Origin of the sequence: Xanthomonas sp. Leaf148, from assembly GCF_001423585.1 — a bacterium.
GTDB lineage: Bacteria > Pseudomonadota > Gammaproteobacteria > Xanthomonadales > Xanthomonadaceae > Xanthomonas.
On record NZ_LMOP01000002.1, the window covers coordinates 62,086 to 76,756 of the forward strand.

The 14,671-nt window shown below is 62.6% G+C and carries 11 protein-coding genes; 6 read left to right on the forward strand and 5 right to left on the reverse strand.

What is annotated here, in order from left to right; all coding sequences use genetic code 11:
• Positions 1-81 precede the first annotated feature (81 nt).
• Positions 82-1,119: a DUF1176 domain-containing protein gene (locus tag ASF90_RS04465; protein WP_055846501.1), complete on the reverse strand. Its 1,038-nt coding sequence runs from the start codon at positions 1,117-1,119 to the stop codon at positions 82-84.
• A gap of 264 nt (positions 1,120-1,383) precedes the next feature.
• Positions 1,384-2,595 carry an acyltransferase family protein gene (locus ASF90_RS04470; RefSeq protein ID WP_055846503.1) on the reverse strand — a complete coding sequence of 404 codons (1,212 nt, stop codon included), beginning with the start codon at positions 2,593-2,595 and terminating at the stop codon, positions 1,384-1,386.
• Between the two features lie 159 nt (positions 2,596-2,754).
• Here ASF90_RS04470 and ASF90_RS04475 point away from each other — a divergent pair, with 159 nt between their 5' ends.
• From ASF90_RS04475 to ASF90_RS04495, 5 genes are all read left to right on the forward strand, one after another.
• Positions 2,755-3,705, forward strand: a complete 951-nt coding sequence (locus ASF90_RS04475) for a LytTR family DNA-binding domain-containing protein (RefSeq protein WP_055846506.1) — start codon at positions 2,755-2,757, stop codon at positions 3,703-3,705.
• A 256-nt stretch (positions 3,706-3,961) separates the two neighbouring features.
• A protein-coding gene (gene prfB, locus ASF90_RS04480; protein ID WP_115558961.1) for a peptide chain release factor 2 occupies positions 3,962-5,087 on the forward strand; the annotation gives its coding sequence in 2 pieces (ribosomal slippage) (positions 3,962-4,036 and positions 4,038-5,087; 1,125 coding nt in all).
• 195 nt (positions 5,088-5,282) lie between these two features.
• A complete protein-coding gene (gene lysS / locus ASF90_RS04485; RefSeq protein WP_055846507.1) occupies positions 5,283-6,800 on the forward strand; it encodes a lysine--tRNA ligase in 1,518 nt (505 codons plus the stop codon).
• 139 nt (positions 6,801-6,939) lie between these two features.
• Positions 6,940-8,076, forward strand: a complete 1,137-nt coding sequence (locus ASF90_RS04490) for a two-component system response regulator (protein ID WP_055846510.1) — start codon at positions 6,940-6,942, stop codon at positions 8,074-8,076.
• 3 nt (positions 8,077-8,079) lie between these two features.
• The gene (locus ASF90_RS04495; RefSeq protein WP_055846513.1) at positions 8,080-10,266 is read left to right on the forward strand and encodes an ATP-binding protein; all 2,187 of its coding nucleotides are present in this window, start codon (positions 8,080-8,082) and stop codon (positions 10,264-10,266) included.
• 50 nt (positions 10,267-10,316) lie between these two features.
• Here ASF90_RS04495 and ASF90_RS04500 read toward each other — a convergent pair whose 3' ends face one another.
• The 3 genes from ASF90_RS04500 to ASF90_RS04510 form a co-directional block, all read right to left on the reverse strand.
• Positions 10,317-11,186: a crotonase/enoyl-CoA hydratase family protein gene (locus tag ASF90_RS04500; protein WP_055846516.1), complete on the reverse strand. Its 870-nt coding sequence runs from the start codon at positions 11,184-11,186 to the stop codon at positions 10,317-10,319.
• 626 nt (positions 11,187-11,812) lie between these two features.
• Positions 11,813-12,091, reverse strand: a complete 279-nt coding sequence (locus ASF90_RS04505) for a hypothetical protein (RefSeq protein ID WP_055846519.1) — start codon at positions 12,089-12,091, stop codon at positions 11,813-11,815.
• Between the two features lie 184 nt (positions 12,092-12,275).
• On the reverse strand, positions 12,276-13,958 hold the full coding sequence (locus ASF90_RS04510; RefSeq protein ID WP_055846521.1) for a long-chain fatty acid--CoA ligase: 1,683 nt from the start codon (positions 13,956-13,958) through the stop codon (positions 12,276-12,278).
• A gap of 97 nt (positions 13,959-14,055) precedes the next feature.
• Here ASF90_RS04510 and ASF90_RS04515 point away from each other — a divergent pair, with 97 nt between their 5' ends.
• Entirely contained in the window at positions 14,056-14,505 is a 450-nt protein-coding gene (locus tag ASF90_RS04515; protein WP_055846524.1) for a nuclear transport factor 2 family protein, read from the forward strand.
• The last annotated feature ends 166 nt before the right edge of the window (positions 14,506-14,671 follow it).

Here is a 14,671-nt window from a genome sequence, read left to right on the forward strand (position 1 = left end):
GAGCAGAAATCCGGTGGCGGCTGTTCTCTGCGGCGGTCGCGGCCGCATGGCTACGAGCGGCCGTACTGTCCCTTGACTGGATCAAGGTGACTGCTTGACCTCGGCCACCACCGTTGGCAGTTCCCAGGCGCCGCCGGCGGCCACCAGTCGGCACAGGCCCGAGGTGGATTTGGAGGTCTGCACGAAGCGACGGCCGTCCCAGGTCCAGCGCTCCTCGCTGTAGCAATCACCCAGGCCGCGGCCTTTTTGCGAGGACAGGATGGTGGAGCCATCCAGATCGCTGGCATGCGTGGTGATCAACGTCGGTGCAAACGGTGCACGCGCGTTGACCACCCAGAAGCCGGTGCCGATGTTGTAGGCGCCCATCCAGCAATCGGTCGACACCAGCAGCTTGTCGCTGCTCAGGCGGGCGATGGTCAGCGGTTCGGCAGCATCGCTGGCATCCAGGCCCTTGCATTCTTCATCAGCCGGAAGCGTGGCGCGTAGCGCCTGATATAGCGCCGGCAAGCTGCCCAGACGTGCGTCGCCGGCCTGCGCTGCGGCCAGCTTGGCCGCGCGGACTTGCGGTACCGGCAACGCCGGCAACACGGTGGCCTCGTCGCGATCGCCCTTGCGTACCAGCGCGCCGCGCGTGCCCAGCCGGCCCTGAAATTCGTCCATCTTCAGCAGCGTTGCTGCCGCGCCGCGATCGGACAGCTGCCAGCGGCGGCCATCGTTGCCGAGCGCCACGATCTTGCTGCTGCGGGTCAGTGCCGCCAGCAGCGCGGTGACCTGCGTGCTGCTCAAGACTGCGGTGCCGCTCTTGCCATCCAGCGCCAGCTTGCCCAGATCGCGCTGATCGATCTGCAGGCTCAGCGACGCCGGCAGCTTGATCTCGTCGTACTGGCCCAGCATCAGCTCGGCCGTCACCGCCTGGCCGGCACCGGCCTTGCGCGTCAGCAGCACCGATACCGGCAGGTGCTCGCCTTCGTCCGGCTGATATCCGGCGGCGCGGCAGGTGCGGGTGTTGTCGCAGGCGATGGTCCAGTCGTCATGACTGAAATCGACACTGGTGGCAGGCGCGGCAAGCGCGAGTGCGGGGCTGCACAGCAAGGCCGCGGCAAGCAGGTCGTAACGCATCGAAGTTCCTTCATCGTAGGTCCGGGCCGGCATCTTGCGATGCCTGCCGCAGGGCGTCCAGGCGAATCGTCCGCAGGCAGTGAACACAATTCATGACGGCGAGTGTGTCCGGTCGCTGCAGTGCATCTGCGCGTCCCCGCGATCGACCACACTGCGCGCTGCAGATGGACTGCGATCTTCGCGCGGTGCCCGGGTTGTTCTGGCGACGATGCGCTAACGGCATTGTCTGTGCGGTCTTGTCTGCCGGCCTGTCGCTTTCAGCGATCACACCTGCGTCAGCGTTGCCGTGGCGCGCACCCTGGTCGGCGATTCCCGCATCGGCATCCCGAACAGCGGACGCAGCCAGCGCACGCGGCGGATAAGGTATTCGTGCAATAGCAGGCAGCCGGCAACGGTGGAGGCCAACACCAGCGACGGTTCCAGCCACGGGCCCAGGTGCAACGGCGCCAACCAGTACAGCGCCAGGATGATCAGGCTCTGATGCAGGATGTACCAGGGGAACACGGCCTGGGTGCAGTACGGCAGCCACGCGAATGGGCGGTTCAAGCCATGCTTTGCCCAGCCGAACAGGGTCAGCAGTGCCAGCCAGGTGTAGGCGGCACGCGCCAGCCGCTCGACCACGTCCCAGCGGACTGTCGCCAGCAGGGCGGGCAGCTGCACCGGATCGAGCGAGCGGCCCAGATGGCGGATGCTCAGCTCGGTGGCGATCGCCAGCAGCGCGGCGATCAGGGTTGGCCAACGCAGCTGCACTGACCACGTCCAGAAGCGTGGGTGATGGGCCAGCGCATATCCCAGCACGAACAACGGAAACGACTCGGCATGCACAAACCAGTCGCCAACCAGGGCGTGGGTCGGTGGGTGGCGCGGCATCACCCACAGCAGGCAGAAGGCCTCCCACAGGATCGGGGCCAGCAGCAGGGCCGGCAGCGCGATCGACGCCGGCAAGGCTCGCAGCGACACGGGCAGCATGCGGCCCAGCGCGACCATGGCCATCAGTAACAAGGTGTAAGGCAGCAGATAGGCCAGGTACCACAGATGGTTCCAGGTGATGCCGTGTTCCCAGCCATCGAAGCTGCCGGCGGGCCACGGCCGGACCTGCCAATAGCGCAGCAGGAAGTTGCCGAAGCCGGGCACGACCTTGCCGTTGCTGACGCCCTGGCAGTACGCCTGCACCGCCACCACCACAAACATGCCGAACAGCAGTGGTGGCAATAACCGGCCGCAGCGCCGCCAGGCGAACTGCCACGGCGTACGTTCCGGGCGCGCCAGACCGATCGCGATGCCGGAGATCATGAACAGCAATGGCATCCGCCAGCGGTTGAGCGCGATCATGGGCGCCTGCAGCCAGTCGGTGGTGTACGCACTCTTTAAATGAAAGTCCCAGCCGGCCACGTAGGCCATGCCCACGTGATAGAGGATCAGCAGGGCAAAGGCGAAGACGCGCAAGGCATCGATATCGTGGCGGCGCTCGGTCATGGGGGTGGTTGGTCGGTGAAGTGCACGCATCCTGCCCGCCGACCCGCATGAAGAAAGGGGCCAGGGGTGGAAACGCCCGCGCGCAGTGACCAGTTGCATCCTCCCAGGGACGAACGGGAGCAGTGGGGATGACGGTGTCGCCCCGTTGCGCAGGCCTCTATCATCGGCAGCTGCCAACTGCGGACCTCTGCAATGGAAACCATCGGGCCGCGCCCGCCGACACCTCAGGACGGTGCGCGTCACTTCGCCACGCGCTGGGCAGTGACGATCTGGTTGCTGGTGTTTTACCTGAGCGCACTGGGCAACACGCTGACCGCATGGTTGGCGGGGCGTCGCGATGGCGAGGCGATCGTGCTGTGGCAGGTGCTGAGCTGGGAGCTGACCAGCGCCACGGCATCGCTGTTGTTGCTACCCGCGGTGTTCTGGCTCTGCGCACGTTGGCCGCTGCATGCCGATGTCTGGCGTCGCCGTGTGCCGGTGTATCTGGCGGCTGCATTGGGTTGGTGGCTGGCGCACGTTGCCGGCATGGTGCTGTTGCGCAAGCTGGTTTACGCGCTGGCCGGTAGCCATTACGACTTCGGAGGCTGGCCGCTGCAGTGGTTTTATGAGTTGTCCAAGGATCTGCGTACCTTTGCGATGCTGGTGGCGTTGCAGCACGCATTGGGCTGGTACGCGCGGCGGCGCCAGGGCGAGGCGCATCTGCTTGCGGCGCCGGATGAAGGCGCGCCGGAGGAGCCGCTGGACCGCCCGGAGCGCTTTCTGGTGCGCAAGCTCGGCCGCGATTTCCTGGTCGCTACCGCCGATATCGAATGGGTCCAGGCCTCCGGCAACTACGTCAACCTGCGCGTGCGCGGCCACGACTATCCGTTACGCAGCACGATGGCGGCGATCGAAGCCAAATTGGACCCCGCAGTGTTCGTGCGGATCCATCGCAGCTATCTGGTGAATCTGGACCAGGTGCAGGCGATCGAACAGGTCGATTCTGGCGATGCGCGCGTGCATCTGCGCGACGCCACGGTGTTGCCGTGCAGTCGCAGTCATCTGACCGATGTACGCGCGCGGGCAGGGCAGGGTGCCGTTGCGCGCCGCACAGATGCAGTGACGGTCTGAGGCCGCTAGAGCCATTGCGGGGCGGCAAAGCTGGCCACGGCGGCTTGCTATTCGTAGCAGCCACTTCGCCCATGTCGCCGCTGCTGCGACATCAGCGCGCTGGGGGAGGGGGACCTGCAAGCCCTTGCGGTCGCGCGCAACCGCAAGGCGGGCATCGAGACTGCCGGTTCTGAAGCGTGTGCAGCCACGGCGCAACCGCGTTCCGCCACCGTCGCCCGCTTGCTAAACTAGCCCGCTTGTTTGCCGGAAGTCCGTCATGATCGAAACCAATCCGATCCGCCAGCGCATCACCGATCTCAACGATCGCGTGCTCTCGCTCAGGGGGTATCTTTGACTACGACGCCAAGAAAGAGCGTCTAGAGGAAGTCAGCCGGGAGCTCGAAAGCCCGGACGTGTGGAACGACGCCGAGCGTGCCCAGGCCCTGGGACGTGAGCGTTCCATGCTGGAAAAGACCGTCATCGGCATCGCCGATGTGCTGGCCGGCCTCACCGATGCCGGCGATCTGCTGGAACTGGCCGAGAGCGAGCAGGACGAGGACACCGCGGTGGCGGTGATCGCCGATCTGGACAAGTACCAGATCCATGTCGAGAAGCTGGAATTCCAGCGCATGTTCTCCGGCGAGATGGACGGTTCCAACGCGTTCGTCGATATCCAGGCTGGCGCTGGTGGTACCGAGGCGCAGGACTGGGCGGAAATCCTGTTGCGCATGTATCTGCGCTGGGCCGAGTCGCGTGGCTGGAAGACCGAGCTGATGGAAGTGTCCGGCGGCGAAGTGGCAGGCATCAAATCGGCCACGATCCGCATCGAGGGCGAATACGCATACGGCTGGTTGAAGACCGAGATCGGCGTGCACCGGCTGGTGCGCAAGTCGCCGTTCGACTCCGATAACCGCCGGCATACCAGCTTCACTTCGGTGTTCGTGTCGCCGGAGGTGGACGACAACATCGAGATCGACATCAACCCGGCCGACCTGCGTACCGACGTGTACCGCTCGTCCGGCGCCGGTGGTCAGCACGTCAACAAGACCGAATCGGCGGTGCGTATCACGCATATCCCGACCAATACGGTGGTTGCCTGCCAGACCGGCCGCAGCCAGCACCAGAACCGCGACAACGCGATGAAGATGCTGGCCGCCAAGTTGTACGAACTGGAAGTGCAAAAGCGCAACGTCGAACGCGACGCGCTGGAAGCCACCAAGTCCGACATCGGTTGGGGCAGCCAGATCCGCAACTACGTGCTCGATCAGAGCCGTATCAAGGATCTGCGTACCGGCATCGAACGCAGCGACACGCAAAAAGTGCTGGACGGCGATCTGGACGAATTCGTCGAGGCCAGCCTGAAGGCCGGTCTGGCGGCAGGCTCCAAACGCCTGGACGCCTGACCGCCGCGCGAGGTCGCAGCGGATGCGACGACCTTGCACGACGCTAGGCTGCATGCAGCGCAGCGCCACCCCGCGTTGCGGCAGCCAGACGTCAGGCCACCGACGCGCGACACCGTCAATGTAAGAGAGCCCGGCGCTGCCGGGCGCTCACTCCCCACCGGGCACGCGCCCGACTTCTAGCAGACCGACCCCGCCATGACCGAGCAGACCCCCGCGCCACACCTTCCCGTCGACGAGAACAGCCTCATCGCCGAGCGTCGCGCGAAACTGGGCGCGTTGCGCGGCCAGGGCATCGCGTATCCCAACGACTTCGTGCGCGAACACTTCGCCGGCGATCTGCAGGCCGAATTCGCCGATGCCGACAGCTGGACCCCCGAAGCGCTGGAAGCCAGCGGTCGCACCGTCAAGATGGCCGGCCGGCTGATGGCCAAGCGGGTGATGGGCAAGGCCAGCTTTGCGCAGATCCAGGACGAATCCGGGCGCGTGCAGTTGTTCCTGCAGGGCAATGTGCTCGGCGATGCCTATACCGCGTTCAAGGGCTGGGATGTCGGCGACATCGTGGCGGTGGAGGGCGGTCTGACCCGGACCAAGACCGGCGAGTTGTCGGTCAAGGCCAGCGCGCTGCGGCTGCTGACCAAGTCGCTGCGCCCACTGCCGGACAAGTGGCACGGCCTGTCGGACGTGGAGCAGCGCTACCGCCAGCGCTACGTCGACCTGATCGTCACCCCGGAGGCACGCGAGGTCTTCATCAAGCGTTCCAAGATCATCCGTGCGATGCGCGCATGGCTGGATGCGCGGCGTTTTCTGGAAGTGGAAACGCCGATGATGCATTACATCCCCGGCGGCGCCACCGCCAAGCCGTTCACCACCCACCACAATGCGCTGGATCTGGATCTGTACCTGCGCGTGGCGCCGGAGCTGTATCTCAAGCGGCTGGTGGTCGGTGGCCTGGAGCGCGTCTACGAGATCAACCGCAACTTCCGCAACGAAGGCGTGTCGACCCGGCACAACCCTGAGTTCACCATGCTCGAGCTCTACGAGGCCTACGCCACGTACCACGAGATCATGGATCTGACCGAGCAGGTCATCCGCGACACCGCGCACACGGTGCTGGGCACCACCCAGGTGAGCTGGGATGGCGCCGACATCGATCTGGCGCCGGTTTTCCGTCGCTGGCGCATGGATGAGGCCGTTCGTCACCACAATCCGGAAATCAGTGCGGCCGATTGCACCGATCGCGCCGCGCTGCTGCGCCATTGCGAGCGGCTGAAGATCCGCACCAAGCCGTCTTACGGCTGGGGCAAGCTGCTGCTGGAAATCTTCGAAGCCACCGTCGAGCACACCTTGGTGCAACCGACCTTCATCACCGACCATCCGGTGGAGGTGTCGCCGCTGGCGCGTTCCAGCGACACCGAGCCGGGGTACACCGACCGCTTCGAGCTGTTCATCAACGGCAAGGAGCTGGCCAATGGCTTTTCCGAGCTCAACGACCCCGAAGATCAGGCCGCGCGCTTCCAGGCGCAGGTGCAGGCCAAGGACGGCGGCGACGACGAAGCGATGCACTACGACGCCGATTACATCCGTGCGTTGGAGTACGGAATGGCGCCGACCGGCGGCCTGGGCATCGGCATCGACCGTCTGGTGATGCTGCTGACCGGGAGCACCTCGATCCGTGATGTCCTGCTGTTTCCTTACATGCGCCCGGAAGCCTGATTTTTTTTGTGCGAACGCGTGCTCACGGCACAGATACTGCATATGCTAGGGCACAGCTCCGGACAGCGTCAGGTCCGGGGGAGTCGACACAGGGGTCGGCGTCACGCTTTTCCGTTCTCGGGATAGAGGAGCAACGGCTATGCAGGATGTTTTAGGGAATCCGGACGGCATGGTGTCGGCGGATACATGGGGAAGCTGGGCGGAAAAGGCGGATCTGGGATTGAACATCGTCATTGTCGATGATCAGATGTCCGCGCGGACGATGCTGCGCCATGTCATCGAGGACATCGCGCCGGAGCTGAAGGTCTACGACTTCGGCGACCCGCTCGACGCGTTGGCCTGGTGCGAAGCCGGGCGCGTGGATCTGTTGCTGCTCGACTACCGCATGCCCGGGATGGATGGCCTGGAGTTCGCGCGGCGCCTGCGCCGGCTGCCGAGCCATCGCGATATTCCGATCATCCTGATCACCATCGTCGGCGACGAGCCGATCCGCCAGGCGGCGCTGGAAGCCGGGGTGATCGACTTTCTGGTCAAGCCGATCCGCCCGCGCGAGCTGCGAGCACGCTGCTCCAATCTGTTGCAGCTGCGTCAGCAGAGCGAGAGCGTCAAGCAACGCGCGCTGTCGCTGGAACAACGCCTGCTGGCCAGCATGAACGAGGTCGAAGAGCGCGAGCGCGAAACCTTGTCGCGGCTGGCGCGCGCCATCGAATACCGCGATTCGGGCACCAGCGCGTTTCTGGAGCGCATGTCGCATGTGGCCGGGCTGATCGCCGAACAGTTGGGGTTGTCGGAAGAAGAGGTGCGCATCATCGAGATGGCCGCACCGCTGCACGACATGGGCAAGATCGCCATTCCCGACTCGGTGCTGCTCAAGCCAGGCAAGCTCACCGACGACGAGATGAGCGTGATGAAGCGCCACCCGCGGATCGGCTACGAGTTGCTCAGCGGCAGCCAGAACCGCTTCATCCAGGTGGGCGCCTTGATCGCGCTGCGCCACCACGAGCGCTACGACGGCACCGGGTATCCGGACGGCCTGGTCGGCGAGGCGATTCCGCTGGAAGCGCGCATCGTGGCGGTGGCCGACGTGTTCGACGCCCTGCTGTCGCCGCGTCCGTACAAGGAAGCGTGGACGATGGACGCCGCGCTGGCGTATCTCTACGCGCAACGCGGTCGCCTGTTCGACCCGCGCTGCGTGGATGCACTACTGCGTGGTCGCGCGCAGCTGGACCAGATCTGCGGCGAGTTCTCCACCGCATCGGCGCGGCCCGGGGTATAGGCCATGAACTCGTTCGGATGGATCCGGCAGCGGCTGACGAATCGACCTGACAGCGAACATGGTCAAGCGATTGTTCGCATCGTTTTGATCACCTTGATCCTGTGTTACGTCCTGCTGCCAAGCGTCCATCACAGCTTGCCCCCGACCCAACACGCCAGCGTGTTGGGCATTATCCTCACAGGCTTAAGCCTCGGGCTTGCATTGTTCGGCTGGTTGCTATGGCGCCCCGGCCACTCGGATGCGCGTCGCATCCTGGGGATGCTGGCCGATTACGGCTTGATGGCAGCCGGCATGATCCAGATGGGGGAACCCTTGGCCTGGGTCTATGTGGTGGTCATGTGGGTCACCGTCGGCAACGGCCTGCGATACGGCAACCGCTATCTTTACCTTGCAGTGGTGATGGCTGTTGCGAGTTTTGCCACGACAGTTGCAATGACCGACTACTGGCGTCTCAACCAACGCCTTGGGGTCGGGCTGACAATTGGCCTGGCTGCTGTTCCGCTGTATTTCTCTAGCCTTTTACGGCAGCTGACCCGCGCCACGACGGAGGCACGTCGTGCCAGTGAGGCCAAGAGCCGCTTTCTCGCGAACATGAGTCACGAATTCCGTACGCCACTCAACGGGTTGTCCGGAATGACCGAGGTGTTGGCGACTACGCGTCTGGATAGCGAGCAGCGCGAATGTCTTAAAACGATTCAAGCCTCCACACGTAGCCTGCTTGCGCTGGTGGAAGAGGTGTTGGACATCTCGGCCATCGAGGCCGGCAAGCTCCGGATCACTATTTCGGATTTTGCGCTGCACTCTACATTGCAGGCGATTGGCCTCATCCTCAAACCGCAAGCCAAGGCAAAGGGCTTGAGCTACGAGATGACCGTCGCCGCGGACGTGCCCCCGCAGATTCAAGGGGATGCCGGTCACTTGCAGCAAATCTTGCTCAACTTGGTCGGTAACGCAGTCAAGTTCACCGATCAAGGCAGTGTGCAGTTGAAGGTGTCGACAAGCTTGCCTAGCGGCCATGCCGGGGTGTTGCTGCGCTTTGAAGTGCTCGATACAGGTATCGGTGTGCCGGTCGACATGCGGCCACGTCTGTTCGATGCGTTTGAGCAAGCGGATACCGGGCTGGCGCGTCGGTTCGAAGGCAGCGGTCTGGGGACCACGATTGCAAAGGGGCTGGTGCAGTCGATGGGCGGCGCGATTGGTTTTGCGGAAAATCCGACCGGCGGCAGTCTGTTCTGGTTTGAGCTCCCATTTGGTCTGGTGGCAGAAAAGCCCGCAACGGCGCTAGCGCCACTGCCCGTGTTGCAGGATGCAGACGCGACAACGATTCCGGGCAATGTCATCGCGTTTGCCGATCCATTTCTGCGTCACCGTGCCCGCGTGCGCAGCATGCACATCCTGGTGGCAGACGACCATCTGGCAAATCGTCTTGTGCTGCAACGTTTGCTGCAAAAGGCGGGGCATCGCGTCACCTGCGTCGACGGTGGCGAAGCAGTGCTCGACGCGCTTGCTGCGACGGATTTCGACCTTGCGATCGTGGATCTGCACATGCCTGGCGTCAGCGGTCTGGACATGCTGAAGCAGCTCCGTGTCATGCAGGCCGGAGGCCAACCGGGTACTCCGGTGGTGGTGCTGAGTGCTGACGTAACCCCAGAGTCAATCCGTAGTTGTGAACAGGCCGGGGCTTACGCCTTCCTGGCAAAGCCGGTGGCGGCAATCAAGCTGCTGGATACGCTGGCCGAGATCGCCGTCAATCAAAAACTGCGCCAGACGGATTTGACGATTGGCATCCGCGGACCGGTTGTGACCGGCACCGTGCTGGATCCTGCCGTGCTGGACGAACTGGCGGAGCTGGGGATGGGCAATGAATTCGAGCGCGAGTTCATTCAACAATGTCTCAGCGATGTCAGCGCGTGTGTCGTTCAACTGGGTAAATCCGCTGCCGATGAAGATTGGGCACGGTTGCGTGAGCATGCACACGCCGTCAAGGGTGTCTCCAGCAATCTTGGACTGGTGATCTTGGCCGAACAGGGCGGAGAGTTGATGCGACTGTCAGAGGCGCAGCTGCGGGCCGAGTGGCGTCAGCGGCTGGAGCAACTCAAGGATGGATTGCAGCAAGGACGCGATGCGCTCGCTCAACGTGCACGACGGAAGTCCCAGGAAGGCGCCAGTGGAAATGGCGATCCTGGATGAAAGCCCGGCAATAGGCCGGGCCTGATCCCCCTGCATTGGATCTACCAAAATCAGGCGGGACCTACGCCCATTCGTCGATTCTGTGCCTTGACCAGCCGGTCCATCGTACGCAAGGATTTGTTGCTCAATGCCAGTGCTGCATCCACCCATATTTCGGTGATGCGCAGCAGTTCTTCATACGGAACCGACTGTGCCACGTTGCGCGCCGCATTCATCGCAAGGTAGGAGTTGGGGATACGTTTTTGCTGACGAATGAGATTTTCAGTCGCCATCACGCCTTGCCCCTTCGGGACCAGTACGTCCACGATCCCCATCGCGTGCATTTCTTCGCTGCTGTAGATGCGTCCGTCAAGAATGATTTTTTCTGCCAAATGAGGCGCGACGCGGCGGCATAGGAAGGAATATGCGCCCATTCCAGGGAATAGATCGAACAAGACCTCGGGAAGTCCCATGCCGATGCCTTCCTCGGCGACGATGGTGTGACAGGCAAGGGCCATCTCCAGTCCGCCGCCCAGTGCATCGCCCTGCAGTAGCGCGATGCTGCGGACGTCGCCACCAAAGCCCACGTGCAGATGGTGCACACCTTCCACACACCGTTTTGCATAGCGCAACAAGTGATCGCGATTTTGCTCGCGGATCAGGCGTGCAAACAGATCCAGATCCCCGCCTAGATTGAAAGCGCTTGAGTCAGACGCAAGAACGAAATGACGCAGCTCGCCATTACGCCTTTCGTGCGGAGCACGCGTGATTGAACCCATGACATCCCATATCTCGTCCAGTAACTCGGGGTTGCAGCAAGGGCGTACACCGAGATGCGCGTTTGCATGCATGTATAACCAATGGGTGCCGTCAGCTACTGAGCAGTCGACACGAATGGTGGAGTGGGGGCGGTCGAGGGAAATCTTTTCAATCGTGTTCATGGGCTGATCCTGGAAGTGCCCGCTTCGGGAGAGTGGATGTCGGCGGGCGCGCACGATCCACTCGAAATCGATGCTACACCGGCACTATCTCCATAATGGCAAGGGGTTTCTTCCAAGTGTGAAGGATCAACGAACCGAATCTTTCGGTGAGCCTTCGTTATAGGGCGTGTGGCGTTGTGAGCTCAATTCTTTCGAAAATGAGCCCGGCTGTCATAATTATCTAGTTTGGCGTTAGCTATGTTTTGATGGTCGATTTTTCTCCTCACTGGATGAGGTTTATTGCGATGCGGTTAGAGGAGCGAGCTCTTCCGAATTGCGAGTTGCGTTGTAGAAGATCGGGTGCGTGCTGGTTGCGGTTGCTTCAGAGGCGAGCCTTTATCGCTAAGCTAAGAGTCAAAGTAAGGCAGCGTTTTTCATGTCGATGATTGGCGCCCCGAGTACATGGCGCTATTAAAAATCGGTGTCGCAATGTTGCGCGTAGCCGTCTGTGGCTTATTCTGAATTCTTGTCGGCGGTTCTTTCATTGCGGTAGATGGTGCTCTGTCGCAATCCAGTATTTTCATGATGATGTCGCCAAGCGTTCGCATCAGTGGGCTGGTGATATGGCTCTCGCTAGCGCTGCAATTTTAGTGGTTAGTCGAGTCCTTGGTGAGCGCGCCGGCGGGTGGTGTACGCTCGGTGCAAAGGCGCTCTAACCAGCGGTTCGTCTGATTGTTCTCGGCCATCACCCGAGTCGTGGCGATCGCGCTTCGATGCTTCGCTTTGATCAAATGGGAACGCACGGTCTTTCCGTTATCAAACTTCCTACTTCCCCTCATCGCTGCGAACGTGAGGCTGAGTATATGCAGCGTGGTGCTCCCTTGCTTGCTTCCAGCCTGCATCGCGATCGCTTCTTTCACTTTCATGCTTCTTGACGTCTTGGATCCCTCTGCGGCCGTCTAGCATGAAGCATGCAGTGAAGTACGACAGGTAGAGCATGTATTCGTTTTCTGATGATTCCTGGGCTGAAATGTAGACGCCCGCAAGGCCTTGCGGCGTTGCGGGCGTCATGACGACTGAACGTCTTCAACTCTGCGGTCGCGCGGTGGACTATGCCTTCGGTGCATCCCGCAGTTCGCGCCGCAGGATCTTGCCGACGTTGGTTTTGGGCAATTCCTTGCGGAATTCGATCACGCGGGGCTGCTTGTAGCCGGTCAGATTGGTCCGGCAGTGCGCCTTCACATCGTCGGCGGTGAGGGCAGGGTCTTTCTTGACGATCACGACCTTGACGATTTCGCCTGATTTTTCGTCCGGTACGCCGACCGCCGCCACTTCCAGCACGCCGGGCATGGTGGCGATGACGTCTTCGATCTCGTTCGGGTAGACGTTGAAACCGGACACCAGAATCATGTCCTTCTTGCGGTCGACGATGTAGACGAAGCCCAGCTCGTCCATCCGCGCGATGTCGCCGGTGTGCAGCCAGCCGTCCGCGTCCATCACCTTGGCGGTTTCGGCGGGCTGCTTCCAATAGCCCTTCATCACCTGCGGGCCCTTGATGCACAACTCGCCAATCTCGCCGATCCCCAGTTCCGCACCGGCGTCGTCCTTGATGCAGGCATCGGTGGAGGGAATCGGCAGGCCGATCGAGGCGTTGTAGTCCTTCAGGTCCATCGGGTTGATGCAGGCGGCCGGCGACGTCTCGGTCAGGCCGTAGGCCTCCACCAGGGTTTGGCCGGTGACTTTCTTCCACCGCTCGGCGACCGAACGCTGCACGGCCATGCCGCCGCCCAGCGTCATCTTGAGCGAGGAGAAGTCGATCTGGTCGAAACCGGGCGTGTTGAGCAGGCCGTTGAACAGCGTGTTGACGCCGGTAAACGCAGTAAAGCGGGTCTTCTTCAGTTCCTTGACGAAGCCGGGCATGTCACGCGGATTGCTGATCAGGTGATTGCAGCCGCCGATCTTCATGAAGACCAGGCCGTTCGCCGTCAGCGCGAAGATGTGATAAAGCGGCAGCGCGGTGATCACCACCTCAGCGCCTTCTTCCAGCTTGCCGGTGCCGGACAGCCACTGGTGCGCCTGCTGCATGTTGGCGACCAGGTTGCGGTGGGTCAGCATCGCGCCCTTGGCCACGCCGGTGGTGCCGCCGGTGTACTGCAAAAACGCGATGTCGTCTGATTCGATCTGCAGCGTCGGCACGCTGTGCTTGCGGCCCAGCGCCAATGCATCGCGGAAGCGGATGGCACCGTTGATGCGGTATTCCGGCACCAGCTTCTTGACGTATTTGACGACGAAATTGACCAGCGCTGCTTTTGGAAAGCCGAGCATGTCGCCCAGGCCGGTGGTGATCACCTGCTTGACCGGGGTGTCGGCGATGACCTGCTGCACGGTGGTGCCGAAGTTGTCGATGACCACCAGCACGCTGGCGCCGGAATCGATCAGCTGGTGCTTCAACTCACGCGGGGTGTAGAGCGGGTTGACGTTGACCACGGTCAGGCCAGCACGCAGGACGCCGAAGGTGGCGATGGGATACTGCAGGCAGTTGGGCATCATCAAGGCGACGCGGTCGCCTTTCTTTAACTGCAGCTCGCCGAGCAGATAGGCCGCGAATTGCTCGACCAGCTGATCGGCTTCCCGATAGGTGATGGTCTTGCCGAAGCTGTGATACGCAGGACGATCGGCAAAGCGCGCGACGGATGTCGCGAACACTTCGGCAATGGTGCGGAACTGCTCGAGATCGATCTCGGCGGCGACGCCGGCCGGATAACTTTGCAACCAAGGACGTGCCTGATTCATCTGCCCCCCTCCAGGGTGTTTAGTACGTGACGCGGTGTGTTCCACGGCACTACAACTCCTGGCAGCATACCGTCATGGATGGAAAAGGCGAAGCGTGATGCACGGCAGCATTCGGCAGTGGAAGCGGCTGTGGTGGCTGGTGATTTGTGCAGTGCTCCTGGCCGCTTGCGCGCGCGATGCGCCGGAGCAACGCCTGCGTGCAACCTTGCGACACATGCATGAGGCGATCGAAGCGCGCGATATCGGCGACGCGATGGCGCCGGTGTCCGCCGATTTCGTAGGCGAAAACGGTCTGGACGCGGCCGGGCTGCGGCGCTTGATGCAGCTGCAGATGCTGGGGAATCGACAGATTGGCGTCACCGTGGGCCCGTTGGAGGTAGAGCTGCGCGGGCAAACGGCAACCGTGCGCTTCACGGCCTTGCTGACCGGCGGCAGTGGTGGCTGGGTGCCCGAGCAGGCGCAGACCTATCAGGTGGTCACTGGCTGGCGGCTGCAGGACGGCGATTGGAGGCTGTACCACGCGCAATGGGAACCGGCAGGGCAGTGAGGGCGGTTGGGTGCCGCGTATGCCGGCCCTAACGCCATCACCGTGACGGGCGAGCCGCAGGGTAAAACGATGACGTGGCGGACGAACGCGTTGTTGCCTGGCAAGCGCGTGCACTGCATCGACAGCCCGCAGCATGCGTCGCACTCCGCTACAAGCGCACCGGACC

Bases quoted from the DNA above. Each gene is read 5' to 3' on its own strand.
- ASF90_RS04470 (WP_055846503.1), bottom strand. From the start codon at position 2,595: ATGACCGAGCGCCGCCACGATATCGATGCCTTGCGCGTCTTCGCCTTT.
- ASF90_RS04515 (WP_055846524.1), top strand. From the start codon at position 14,056: ATGCACGGCAGCATTCGGCAGTGGAAGCGGCTGTGGTGGCTGGTGATT.
- ASF90_RS04510 (WP_055846521.1), bottom strand. From the start codon at position 13,958: ATGAATCAGGCACGTCCTTGGTTGCAAAGTTATCCGGCCGGCGTCGCC.
- ASF90_RS04505 (WP_055846519.1), bottom strand. From the start codon at position 12,091: ATGAAAGTGAAAGAAGCGATCGCGATGCAGGCTGGAAGCAAGCAAGGG.
- ASF90_RS04500 (WP_055846516.1), bottom strand. From the start codon at position 11,186: ATGAACACGATTGAAAAGATTTCCCTCGACCGCCCCCACTCCACCATT.
- lysS (WP_055846507.1), top strand. From the start codon at position 5,283: ATGACCGAGCAGACCCCCGCGCCACACCTTCCCGTCGACGAGAACAGC.
- ASF90_RS04490 (WP_055846510.1), top strand. From the start codon at position 6,940: ATGCAGGATGTTTTAGGGAATCCGGACGGCATGGTGTCGGCGGATACA.
- ASF90_RS04465 (WP_055846501.1), bottom strand. From the start codon at position 1,119: ATGCGTTACGACCTGCTTGCCGCGGCCTTGCTGTGCAGCCCCGCACTC.
- ASF90_RS04495 (WP_055846513.1), top strand. From the start codon at position 8,080: ATGAACTCGTTCGGATGGATCCGGCAGCGGCTGACGAATCGACCTGAC.